The 12271-nt window shown below is 63.1% G+C and carries 11 protein-coding genes; 5 read left to right on the top strand and 6 right to left on the bottom strand.

Annotated features, from left to right (window positions below):
- Window positions 1–849: 849 nt before the first annotated feature.
- Window positions 850–2217 (bottom strand): Na+/H+ antiporter NhaC family protein, encoded by a 1368-nt coding sequence (locus AADA04_RS11495; protein WP_340693410.1) that lies wholly within the window; start codon window positions 2215–2217, stop codon window positions 850–852.
- A 179-nt stretch (window positions 2218–2396) separates the two neighbouring features.
- On the opposite strand from AADA04_RS11495, the gene AADA04_RS11490 reads away from it, so the two are divergent.
- Window positions 2397–3137 carry a GGDEF domain-containing protein gene (locus AADA04_RS11490; RefSeq protein ID WP_340693409.1) on the top strand — a complete coding sequence of 247 codons (741 nt, stop codon included), beginning with the start codon at window positions 2397–2399 and terminating at the stop codon, window positions 3135–3137.
- A gap of 116 nt (window positions 3138–3253) precedes the next feature.
- The gene (locus AADA04_RS11485; protein ID WP_340693408.1) at window positions 3254–3994 is read left to right on the top strand and encodes a GGDEF domain-containing protein; all 741 of its coding nucleotides are present in this window, start codon (window positions 3254–3256) and stop codon (window positions 3992–3994) included.
- A gap of 75 nt (window positions 3995–4069) precedes the next feature.
- On the opposite strand, the gene AADA04_RS11480 is transcribed toward AADA04_RS11485, so the two are convergent.
- From AADA04_RS11480 to AADA04_RS11470, 3 genes are all read right to left on the bottom strand, one after another.
- Window positions 4070–4411 (bottom strand): hypothetical protein, encoded by a 342-nt coding sequence (locus AADA04_RS11480; protein ID WP_340693407.1) that lies wholly within the window; start codon window positions 4409–4411, stop codon window positions 4070–4072.
- Window positions 4412–4632: 221 nt separating this feature from the next.
- Entirely contained in the window at window positions 4633–5229 is a 597-nt protein-coding gene (locus tag AADA04_RS11475) for an alanine-zipper protein (RefSeq protein WP_340693406.1), read from the bottom strand.
- Window positions 5230–5307: 78 nt separating this feature from the next.
- Window positions 5308–6183 (bottom strand): ABC transporter permease, encoded by an 876-nt coding sequence (locus tag AADA04_RS11470; protein WP_340693405.1) that lies wholly within the window; start codon window positions 6181–6183, stop codon window positions 5308–5310.
- Between the two features lie 277 nt (window positions 6184–6460).
- Here AADA04_RS11470 and AADA04_RS11465 point away from each other — a divergent pair, with 277 nt between their 5' ends.
- Entirely contained in the window at window positions 6461–6988 is a 528-nt protein-coding gene (locus AADA04_RS11465) for a GcrA family cell cycle regulator (protein WP_340693404.1), read from the top strand.
- A 43-nt stretch (window positions 6989–7031) separates the two neighbouring features.
- On the opposite strand, the gene AADA04_RS11460 is transcribed toward AADA04_RS11465, so the two are convergent.
- Complete coding sequence (locus AADA04_RS11460) at window positions 7032–8456, bottom strand: mechanosensitive ion channel domain-containing protein (protein ID WP_340693403.1); 1425 nt, start codon at window positions 8454–8456, stop codon at window positions 7032–7034.
- Between the two features lie 283 nt (window positions 8457–8739).
- Between AADA04_RS11460 and AADA04_RS11455 the strand changes: the two genes are divergently transcribed.
- Window positions 8740–9132: a hypothetical protein gene (locus tag AADA04_RS11455; RefSeq protein ID WP_340693402.1), complete on the top strand. Its 393-nt coding sequence runs from the start codon at window positions 8740–8742 to the stop codon at window positions 9130–9132.
- A 585-nt stretch (window positions 9133–9717) separates the two neighbouring features.
- On the opposite strand, the gene AADA04_RS11450 is transcribed toward AADA04_RS11455, so the two are convergent.
- Window positions 9718–11088, bottom strand: a complete 1371-nt coding sequence (locus tag AADA04_RS11450) for an ATP-binding protein (protein WP_340693401.1) — start codon at window positions 11086–11088, stop codon at window positions 9718–9720.
- 237 nt (window positions 11089–11325) lie between these two features.
- Between AADA04_RS11450 and AADA04_RS11445 the strand changes: the two genes are divergently transcribed.
- Window positions 11326–12271 (top strand): TolC family protein (locus AADA04_RS11445; protein WP_340693400.1); only part of this gene is annotated, 946 nt, incomplete at its 3' end.

The raw sequence follows: 12271 nt of genomic DNA, 5'->3' as shown, positions 1-12271 counted from the left end.
CGTGGAAAGCCCCTCCCCTCTCCCCCAAGCGCATCCTGAACGAAGCCTGTCCCCACCAAGCTCATCCTGAGCGAAGTCGAAGGACGAGCGGGCGTCCGGACTTTTCCACCCCCGCTCCGTGCACATACCACCCTGTCCGGGCCTTCTCCGTGCACCGTCCGGGCTTTTTCCGGGCATCTGTTCGTGGTTCGTATCCATGTGCAGTGCAACAATTTCACGGCCGTCGCAAAACTGTGGAATTCTTCCCCCTGGGCGCGAAAAAATCATGGACAGGGACTCGACTCAGGCGAGTTTTGGTGAGATCGTTTCGGTAAGCCAACGACCTCGGCGCGGGAGCACAATCCGCGACAGAACGATGGCCCAGCACATCGCACCCGGTGATCCCGGGCCAAGAGTCAAACCGTGAGAACGGTGGAAACAAAGGGCAAGGGTCAGGCATCGGGACAAAGCCAAGCGATGTCCATCTGTGGGGGAGCTAGACCCCTGGATTTGGAGCCCTATGCCGCGACCGGGGCGCGATCCGAAACGCGGTAACCAAAGGAAAATCCCTCGGGATGTCCGGCGGTTAGGCCAGAACTTTACCCCTGGGTGATGACTGGCCGAGGTGATGGTTTGGGCGCTCTTCGGAGCGACCTGCCGGAGCCCGGGCAACGAAGGAACCGCTCAAACGGAACCGACCGAGCCCCGTGTCACTTGATGACCGACGACGAGTGCTAGCACATAGTCTCGGTAGTCTGATTCGATGACGCAGGAAAGGCGCGTGCCCTCGGGACCGCGCCTTTTTTGCTGTCTGGAACGTGCCGCAGGCCCGGACTGTTCTCCCCCTGCAAGGGGGGAGCTAGAGGGGGGTCAGGCCAGGCTCACCCACACACCCGCCGCGAGGTACATCACCACCGCGATCCCGCCTGTCACCAGCGCATAAGGCAGCTGCGTGCGGACATGCTCGATATGGTCACAGCCCGCCGCCAGCGAGGCGATGATCGTCGTGTCGGAGATCGGCGAACAATGGTCGCCGAACACGCCGCCGCCGAGCACCGCCGCCAGCGCCAGCGAGGGCGGAATGCCCAGCGCCACGGCCAGCGGCATCGCAATCGGGATCATGATGCCATAGGTGCCCCAGCTCGTGCCGGTCATGAACGCCGTCACCCCCGCCACCACGAACACAACGGCCGGCACGATGATCGGCGAGACAAAGGCCTCCGCCACGCTCGCCATGAACGTCCCTGTCCCCAGCACGCGCAGGCTGTCGCCCAGTGCAATCGACAGGAACAGGATGGCGACAACCGGCACCATTTCCGCGATCCCGGCAAAGCCGCGCGCCTGCAGCCCGCCTTTCGGGAAGGCCTTGCCCATGGCCAGCAGGACGCCGCCCACCAACATCGCCAGGCAGACGGCCCAGAGGATCGACTGGCTGCCATTGCCGGCCAGGATATTGCCGCCGCCGGTCCAGGCCATGAAGGCCAGCGCGCCCGCGATCATGGTGAGCAGCGGCAGCCACATGTAGATCGACCGCGTCGGCGCCACGGCCTCCTCGTCCTCGACCAGCACATCCCGGTTCAGGCCCGCCGTTTTCATCGGTCCGAACACGCGGCCCGTAAACACCGTCAGGTACACCCCCGCCAGCGTCAGCAAGGCGTAGAAATTCCACGGAATCGTCCCGGCCACGACGCCAATCGGGCTCTCGAATCCATACGGCTCGACCAGGCCGAGCGCATAGGCGCCCCAGCCATTCAGCAGGATCAGCGCGCTGACCGGCGCTGAGGTGGAATCGATGATATAGGCGAGGCGTTCGCGCGACAGTCCATGCGCGTCGAACAGGCGCTGTCCCAGCACGCCGCTGCTGAGAAGGCTCACATTGGTTTCCACGAAGATCGCCGTGCCCGCCAGCGCCGGCGCCAGCGCCGCCCGCCGCGGCGTCGAAACCAGCCCGCGTTTCATCAGGCCGCTGACCACGGCTTCGACCCCGCCGCTGTCACGCATCCAAGCAATCAGCGCGCCGATCAGCAGGCAAAACAGCAGGACACGCGTATTGCCCGGGCTCTCGAAAACTGCCGCCGCCCGGTCAATGCTGCCCAGCGCCCCCATGGCGGGGTTGAAATTGGCAATCAGGGTCTCGGAGGCAATGATCGCCAGGCCCAATGCCGCGTACACATTGCGCGTCAGCATGGCGACGATGATCGCCAGGACCGGCGGCAGGACAGTCAGGATTTCCGGCACGCAGCCTCCCAAATCAATGAGCCGTCAGACTAGGCCCATTCGCCGCCAAAAGCCCAGCGCGAGTAGAAAATCTTGCGGCCGCAATAGACCCGATGCATCAAATTTGCTCGACCTGTACCAGATATTTTAAGTCTTTGTCTGCGATAACAACGGACTTAAGACCCGCAAGGGGGGGCGAAGTGGACCAACGCAACGTAGAGCGAGACTTCTGGATAGAGCAGCTTCGGCTGGCGCTAACCGTCATCGTCTGTGCTGTCATTTTTGCGGTGTCGGTCACCTGGTTCACCACCGCAGATCTCGATACGCATTCCCGCACCCATGCGCTGGCATTGTCCTTCGGACTTCCTCTGGCCATCGTGCCGATCGCCCAAGCCATGGCAATCCGACTCCGCTTGCGCCTTCTTCGCCTCCACCTCAAGTTCCGCAAGCTTGCCAACAGTGACGATCTCACCGGCCTTGCCAACCGCCGCAGCTTTACCGAGCGGGGCGCCGCGCACGTTGAAGCATCGCGCGCAAAGAATTCGCTGTCCGGCCTCATTCTCATCGACATCGACTGGTTCAAGCAAGTCAACGACCGCCACGGCCACGAGGCGGGCGACGAAACGCTGATTCATGTCGCGCAAACCCTAATCCACGCCGCCCCGCCGGACGCGCTGGTCGCCCGTCTTGGCGGCGAAGAGTTCACCGTCATGTGCGAAGTCAAAGACATTGTCGCGCTGAGCCGTATCGCCGAGGCATTGCGTCAGGCGACAGAGTCCACTTGCCTGATTTACAAGGGCGAAGTCGTCCGCGTCACCATCAGCCTTGGCCTCGCCACTGCGCGCGCCGACGACACACTCTCTGCCCTGCTCAGCCGCGCCGACAAAGCTCTTTACGACGCCAAGAACTGCGGTCGGAACCGGTTCACGCTGGCAGCCTAGGCTCGCCGAGGCCTTGGCTGTCGGACAATATTTTGCCAAATTTCATCGATCTGCCGCACGAAGCGTAAAAGAGCGGACTGTATCCTTTCTGCCTTGCACTAAGAAATGACGCATCGATGCCCCAGACAATCAGCACCCGAAAATTCTGGATCGGCCAGGTCCGCAACATGGCCATTGTCTTTGCTGTTTCGGTGGCCCTGTCCTTTGTCACCGTGTATCTGGCATCGAAAGGGTTCACGCCGGATGACCGTATCGCCGTACTCTGGATGAGCGCACTCGTCCCGGCAGCGGTTTTTCCCTTTGCCATGGTCTATGTCGGCTTCCAGAACCTGCGCGTGCATCGGCTGCACAAGCAGGTCCACCACTTCGCCAATTCCGACGACTTGACCGGTCTCGCCAACCGGCGCTGCTTTCACCGCGAAGCCACGCGCCGCATATCGGACGCTGCCGGGGGTTCCCGGTCCATCGCGCTGATCCTGGTCGACATCGACTGGTTCAAGCAGGTCAATGACACACACGGGCACGAGGCGGGCGATGAAACCCTTTGCCATGTCGCCAATACACTGCTGCGCGTCGCGCCTCAGGGCTCGCTGGTGGCACGTCTCGGCGGCGAGGAATTCACCGTGCTGTGCGAGGTCGGTGACGAGGCTGATCTCGGCCGCGCCGCCGAAGCGCTGCGCAAGGGCATCGAAGCAACGCGGTTCTATTACCAGGGCGAGACCATTAATGTGACCATCAGCCTGGGCCTGTCGGTCCTCCGCTCCGGTGACACACTCGCGACCCTGCTCAGTCGAACCGACAAGGCCCTCTACGACGCCAAAAGTTACGGTCGCAACCGTTTCGAGCTCGCCGCCTAGCGCGCGCAAAAAAGGCCCCGGCTTTCACCGGGGCCTTTCTTTCACCAGAAGCGGAAGGGGGATTACGCTCCGGGTCTATTGGCCGTCCGTCATCGCGTCGCCGGCATCATCCATGGCGTCTTCGACTGTATCGCCTTCAGCGTCGAAATGGTCCTTCACGGTTGGCTTGCCATAGTCCTCGGACGCCGCTTTTTTCCACGCCGAGAACTCGGCTTCCGACAATTTGGCATCGCCATTGACGTCCCAATCGGCAAAGGATTCCGCTGTCACGTCGGGATGGTGCAGCCTCACCTCTTCGATCGAGACAAAGCCGTCGGCGTTCAGGTCGATTTCGGCCAGCGTCATGTTTTCGCCGGCAAGGGCAGGTGCCGCCATCAGGGTGGCAATGGCTGCGAATGCGAGTGTTGATTTCATCATGTCTACTCCATTTGTCATCCTGCCGGATGGGCGCTTGCCCGGTGCAGGTGACAGACTAAGCGCCGCCCTTCCCCACCCGTTCCCAACCTGTCTGAATGCTAAGACTCCGGGCCAAAATGTGGCGAACCTTCAGTCCACGAAAAAGCCGCCTGCAAAGACATGCAGGCGGCTCTCTTCCCAGCCCCCCGGAGAATCCCCCCCGGTTTTGGCAGAAGTCTTTGCTAGAAGCTCAGCGGCGAGTCTTCTGGTGTCTCTGGTTCAGCCTCAGGCTCCGGCATGTTCTCGTTGACCGTGGCGTCTTCCGGCTGTGGTGCAGCCGATGCCGTGTTGCAGCAGCGGACCTGCATTTCGAGAACCCGCTCGTTGAAGCGGCACTTCTCGTCGTTGATCTCGCGCAGGAAGGACAGGCCGCCGGCACGCTCGGTATAGCGCGTCTGGGTGCAGCTGGTCAGCGTGTAGCCCGGACGGCAGGTGCCGGTATCGGTCTTCTGGACCGTGCGGGTCTCGCACACCATTTCGTCGGACTTGGCGAGCGCCGCATTGGCGCGCTGCATCGCTTCGTCAGCTGTGGCCTGTGCACGGGCAGCCGCATCGGAGGCGCTGTCGGCCACGCCGCGTGCATCCGACAGGCGCATGTCAGTATCCGACAGTGCCGTCGTCTGGCCGTCGATTTCGACTTTCAGCCGGCAGACGTTTTCTTCTGCCTTGTCAGGATTGGCGCAATAATCAGCGACGCTCATCTCCTGCGGGATCAGGTTCTGGCAGCCAGCCAGAGTCATGGCCAGCACAGTGCCGACGGCGAGTTTTGCAATACGCATAATATCCTCCGCGTGTGTCCGATGCGCATTAACCGCACGGGGCACCGAAGGGTCAACGAGACTCACGTGATGCGGGAATCAGGCTTTCAGCTTGTAGCCCGTCCGGAACATCCACCAGACAGCGGCCGTGGAAAGCACGGACAGCACACCGGTCACGATCACCCCCGTAACCACGGAAGAATTCGCGACACCGATGAAACCATAGCGGAACCCGTCAATCATGTAGAAAAACGGATCCAGGTGGGCCAGCGTCAGGAACGGCTCCTTCATCACCTTGATGTCGTAGAATGTGCCCGACAGGAAGGTCAGCGGCACGATGACGAAATTTGTTACGGCGGACAGGTGGTCGAACTTGTCGGCCCAGATGCCGCCCATCGCGCCCAGCGCGCCGAGGATGATCGCCGCCGTCAGGCTGAACCATATGATCGGCCAGACATGCACGACCGACAGGTCGGCCAGGCCGCTCAGCTGGATGCCGATACCCGAGATCACCGCGACGATCACACCGCGCGTGATGGCCCCGCCGAGGAAACCTGCCGTCAGTTCCAGCGGCGACAGTGGCGGCATCAGGAAATCGACATGGGTCGAATTGAACTTGGCCTGCACCAGGCTCGAACTCGTATTCTGGAAGGCGTTCTGCAGGATCGCCATGATGATCAGGCCGGGTGCGAGGAAATCATTATAGTTCAGCCCGTCGAAATCGCCGGTCAGGCGTCCCCGGTCGCCGAATGCCAGCTTGAACACGGTCATGAACAGCAATGTCGTCACGACCGGCGCGAACACGGTCTGCATCCATACTTTCAGGAACCGGCCGATTTCGCGCTTGTATAAGGTCCACAGGCCCAGCCCGTTCATCGCGCCATATTGTCGGATGACCCTGAAGCCGGATTCCGGACTGGAAGAAACGGTGGAATTCGCGCTGGCGGGTTTGGCGTCTGAGCTGATGTCTGTCATGCAGGCTATCTAATGCGCTACGCTCTCATGAGCGAGGGGCAAGACGCGACTTTTTTGCCTTTGCCCGGATATTGGGCCCCACATGCGGAAAGTGCGACTCACAAGACACAACATATGGAAAGCCTGTGGAAAGCTAAGTCTGCATGTTGTGTTTCATTTCGGTCCTGATACGATATCTAGGTGCTGAGAGAGATGGCGCGTAACTGCCATCACAACATATAGGGGCTGACGGGATCGTGTGTGGGTCCCCGAACCTAGAGCTGGGAGACCTAAATCCATGTCATGGACTGATGAACGGGTAGAAGTGCTCAAGAAACTTTGGGCAGAGGGCCATTCGGCCTCGCAGATCGCCAAGCAATTGGGCGGCGTGACCCGCAATGCCGTGATCGGCAAGGTGCACCGCCTTGGCCTGTCGGGCCGCGCGACACCGTCGCGCCCCGTCAAGCGCCCGCCGCGCCTGGCCCGGCCAAAGCCACGCGTGATGCCGGACGGTTCGGTCACGTTGCCGACGCCGGCCGTCACCACGCCGATCGAGCAGGCCAGGCCTGTCGAGCGCACGGCAATGATCGCGCCCCTGCCACCGCTGAAACTGGCCGACGGCGGCGCCGCAACGATCCTCACCTTGCGCGATTCAATGTGCAAATGGCCGATCGGTGATCCGGCCGATCCGAAGTTCGCCTTCTGTGGCCGCAAGTCGGACTGTGGTCCCTATTGCAGCGAGCATGCGAAAGTGGCGTTTCAGCCCGCCCGCAAGCGCGACACAAAGAAGAACCAGTACGATTATGTGCGTCGCATCGCTGGCTGATACCAGCCGGTAACCCCAGCGACGAACAGGAAAGCCCCCGGAGTTATTCTTCGGGGGCTTTTTCCGTTTCGGTCACCACGTCTGCGTCCGGCGACGGCATGTCGTCCGCGCCGCCGGTTTCGACGCGCACCCGTATCGCATCCGAGGATTTGAGGTGCAGGTCCTGTTGCGGGAACGGGATTTCAATTCCGTGCCGCTCCAGCGCCGAATGGATGGCCCAATTATAGTCGGCGACGACCTTGGACGGCTTCTTCACCGCCTCCTCAGTCAGCCAGACGACCAGCTCGAAATCGAGACTGGAATCCCCAAAACCCACCAGCCAGACCTGCGGCATGCGCGGGCCCATGTTTTCCAGCGTCCATTTGACTTCCGCCGCCGCTTCCATGCCGGCCTGGCGCACGAGGTCCTTGTCGGTGCCATAGGCCACACCGAACTTGATGTGCGTGCGCCGGCGCGCCTCGCGCAAGGTCCAGTTGATCACCTGTGCCTTGATGAACTCTTCGTTCGGCACAAGGATATCGACATTGTCGTTGGTCGTGATCACCGTCGACCGGATATTGATTTCATTGACCAGGCCCGTCACGCCGGATTGCAGTTCGATGAAATCGCCCACCTTCACCGATTTCTCGATCAGGATGATCACGCCCGAGATGAAATTCGAGAAGATCGACTGCAGGCCGAAGCCGATACCGACACCAAGGGCGCCTGAAAAGATCGTCAGAGCGCCCAGGTTCACGCCGACCGTCTGCAGCGCGATGGCAATGGCCACGACCATGAGCAGGATATTGGCGACCTGTCCCAGCAGGCCGGCCATGGACGGGTTGAGCCGACTGGTTGATCGCAACCGCGTCTGGGCCGCCGCGCCGCCAATACGGCCCAGCCAGAGCGCCACGGTCGCGATCCCGACACTGGTCAGGATGGTCCAGACCGACGGGGAATGCCGGCCCAGCGGAATATGAAAATCGCTCAGCGCCGTCACGGTCGGTTCCAGCCAGCGCAGGATATAGAGCGCCGCGATCGTCCATGAAACCAAGGCAATCGCTCGGGACAGGAAGCTCTTGCGCATGTTCGACGTCAGGAGCCGGATAATGATCCAGGCGTTCAGCAGGCTGGCAACGATACGCAGGCCCTCATTGGGCAATTCCGCCATGTGGAACCCGGCCACGGCAGCCCATACAAAGACGATACTGATCAGCGGCCACATCACATTGGCCAGTGAAACGTAGACCCGCGCCAGCGCGTCGGTCCTGCCGCGATTCATCGCGGCGGCAATCAGGCGCTTGTAGGGGATGCGCGAGAGCAGCCAACCGACAATCCCGGCGGCGATGACGACGCCGGCCTGCCACAGCGTTGCAACCGACAAGGCCTGTTCCAGAAAGGCCTGGAACCAGACCAGCAGGCTGTCGAACATCGTCCCGACCTGTTTGGCGACGGCCTCGGTGCCGATTTCGATATCGTCAGGATTCATCGTTAGCCCTCAGAGCCACTTCATCAGCTTGAATAACATGAACCCGATCCCGACCATCACTGCAAGGATCACCGCGATCATCCAGAATGCGCCACTGCATCCTGCTTGCCCTTGCAAACGATACTTATCGCATGGACACGCCCAAACGCAGGTGGAATTTGCGGCACGTCAGATGATCTTGCCGATGCCCTGGGCCACGTCTAGGTTCATGGCATAATCGAATCTGACGCTGCCGCATTCCGTGACGCCAGCGAACTCACCGCCGCGACCACAGGATACGCCCATGACGCTCCAGCCCGCTCTCTGTCTCGCCCTTGGCCTGATCGGCCTCGCGGCCTGTTCGGCCCCCCAGTCGGCCCAGGCCCCTGCCCCCGCCACTACCGGAACGGCGCTGCAGGGCACATGGCGCTCGGTCGATGACGCCAAGAGCATGATGACGATCCGCGATACGACCGTCACCGAAAGCTATCTTGGCGAAGAACCGAGCGTCTCCACGCTCACCATCGTGGCCGACTGCAACGAACAGGCGCCCGACCCGGCCGGCCCGTCCTTCACATTCGAAGACGAGGCGGTCGGCGTGCGCTGCTTCACCCTGCTCGATGCGACCGGCGACTATATCGCCTACAGCTATGCCGCACGCGGCAACACGCTCGCCTTCAACCGCGTCCCCGACTGAGCCCGCCCTTGCCCGCACGGCCAGTCCGGGCATAATCGTCAGGCTCCCATTGCCTGCGAGGCTGTTGCCATGACCCGTATTGCCGCCGTTCTTCTCGTCGCAGCCCTTTCGGCGCCCGCTCACGCGAAAATCATCTCTGCATCGCCGGACCATTACGAATTGAAACAGGAGGCCGTCTCCGGCATGGCCCCCGGCGAATTGTGGGACCGCCTGATCCACCCCGAACTCTGGTGGCACCCGGACCACACCTATTCCGGCATGTCCGAACGCCTCTCGCTCGATCCGACGGCTGGCGGGCTATGGAAGGAAACCTGGGACGATGGCTCGGTCGCCCACGGCACTGTCCTGACCGTTGTACACGGCAAGATGCTCCGCCTCGACGCCCCGTTCGGCCCGCTCCAGGGCATGGCCGTCTCCGTCATCTGGACCATCACCCTCGCCCCCGAAGGCAAGGGCACCCGAGTCACCTTCGCCGAGACTGCGAACGGCAGCCCAACCAGCGCCCTCGACCGCCTCGCGCCCGCCGTCGACAGCGTCAAGACCGAAGCGATCACACGGCTGGTAAGCGCAACCTGCACACTGAAACTACGGCCGCGCCGCTGGCAGCCAGAGGCCGAAGGCGCTGCCCTGGCCGAGGCGGGTCTCGACGGCGAGGCCGCCGCGATGGTGGGCCATGATATGTTTCACGATGGCGAGGCCAAGGCCGGTGCCGGTGATCTTGCCGCCCCGGCTCTGGTCGGCGCGATAGAAACGCTCGCCAAGGCGCGGCAGGTGCTCGCGCTCGATGCCCGGGCCCTCGTCCTCGATGCGCAGCCAGACTGAGGCGTCCGGCGTGCCGGGCCGACCGGCAGCCGGCAACAGCGTCATCCGTTCGCCCTCACGCCAGCCCTGCGCCGCCCGTGTGCGCGCTTCGGTCATGCTGGCGGCAGGCCCGAACGAAACCGTCACCCGGCCGCCCGGCGGGGTGTATTTCAGCGCATTGGTCAGCAGGTTTTCAACCACCTGCATGATCTCGTCACGGTGGGCCACGACCGGCATGTCCTCGTCGGCGCCTTTCAGCTCCAGCGTGACATCGCGGTCCCTGGCAATCGCTTGCAGCGCTTCGGTGGCGTCGAGCACGATCCGGGCGAAGTCTTCGCGCTCGCTCGGCGCGATATGTTCGGAAAACTCGATCCGCGACAGCGACAGCAGGTCGGCGATCAACCGGCTCATCCGCTCGGACTCCCGTGCCATGATGTCGAGGAACCGGCCCCAAGAGGCCTTGTCGTCCTTGGCCGGGCCACGCATCGTCTCGATGAAGCCCGACAGCGCTGTCAGCGGCGTGCGCAATTCATGGCTGGCATTGGCCAGGAAATCAGACCGCGCCCGTGCCGCCCGGCGCACAGGTGTCAGGTCCTCCAGCACGACCAGCGTCTGCGTGGCGCCCACAGGTCGCGACACGTGGGCCCGCCAGGTCTCGTCAGACGCGCTGTCCACTTCCACCGACACCGCCTCGCCGCCTGAACTGAGGCGCATCCCCTCGATCGCCGACAGCAGGGCCGGTGAACGGATCACGGTACTGGTACGCGGATTGGGCCGCCCTTCGAGGTGCAGGATCAGGTCCGCCGCCGCATTGAAGGCCACGATACGCCCATCAGCGTCGACTTCGAAGGCCGGCAGCGGCAGCGCACTCAGCAATTGCCGGGAATCCAGCCGGCTCGCACCCTCCGTCATGACGGGTGCGGGCGCCGGCCTGCCGACGGGCAGGAACGCGGCCGTACCGACATAATAGGCAATGGCGACCGAGACGAGTACAGCCAGCGCCGCCAGCGCCACCACCGGGTTCAGTTCGCCGGTCGCAGCCAGAAGGATCAGAACGCAGGCAAAGCACAGGCCGAGCATGATGAAGTCGCGCGCCCGGCGGCTCACCGCATCGCGTGGGCCTTTCGGCTTTTCGACTGGATCGGTCTGGCTCATCCCGTCTCCCGGCACGAGCGCAAGAGGCGCCCGGAACGCGTTGGCCGCAAGTCATCGCCGCCGTCGAGTGGCGCTACAACGGCGCCACGTCAAAGCCAAGCACCTTTGGACGTACGGGCCAGCCGGCAGGCTCTATGACACGCTCGCAAAAATTATTGAAATTCGATAATTTTTCGTTGACAGTCGAATAGGCCCATCGTAATCCGGGGCGGGCAAAACGGGAGCCTCACCAGCGGCATGAAACGTTCAATTCTCCTTCTCGGCACGGCAATTGTTGCGGCATGTGCCTCTTCGCCCGCGTCAACCGGCCGCTGGGCCGGCCAACCCGTGGAATTTTTTACCAAAACAGCGAATGCGCCGGACGAATGGGCCACGCGCGGTGTTGCCGGCGTCGCGCCCAGCGGTGACTGGCTCGGCCAGTTCAACGATCCGCTCATGGTCGGTCTCGTCAACGAAGCCCTCACCAACAGCCCGACACTGGAATCACGCGCCGCCCTCGTGCGCGCAGCGGAAGCCTCGACCCGGGTGGCCCGCGCCCAGCGCCGGCCCAGCGTCAGCGCATCGGCTTCGGCCGGCGTGACCTCCACCGAGAATACGTTCGGCGGCAGCTCTGACCGGAACACTGACGGCATCTATGGCGTCGGCCTCGACGCCAGCTGGGAACTCGACCTCTGGAACCGCCTCGGGTCCGGCATTGGTGCCGCCGAAGCCGATTATGCTGCCAGCCAGGCGGACTTTGCCGCAGCCGAACTCTCGATTGCGGCCCAGACCGCGATTGCCTGGATTAATCTCAACGAAGCCCTCGCGCAGGAACGTGTTGCCGTGCTCACCTTCGAGGCGCGCGACCGGGTCCGCACGCTGACCGAGCGCCGCTTCCAGCGCGGCCTGGCCGACGCGCTCGACGTGCGCACCGCCCGCAGCACGGTGGCCCAGGCCGAAGCGTCCATCGCCGCGCGCCGCCAGATCACCGGCGAGACTGCCCGCCGGCTTGAAACGCTGGTCGGACGCTACCCGTCTGCTGAGCTGGACGCTCCGGCCGAGATCCCGACGCTCGACGTCATCGTGCCCGAAGGCAATCCGGCCCTCCTCCTGTCGCGCCGGCCTGACATTGCCGCCGCTGAAGCCCGCATCGCCGCGGCCGGCTTGCGCGCCGAACAGGCTCGCCTCGCGATGTTGCCCTCAC

The sequence above is a fragment of the Hyphomonas sp. genome, assembly GCF_037969335.1.
GTDB lineage: Bacteria > Pseudomonadota > Alphaproteobacteria > Caulobacterales > Hyphomonadaceae > Hyphomonas.
Note: the sequence above shows the minus strand (reverse complement) of the source record. Positions and strands in the feature narration are given on the sequence as shown.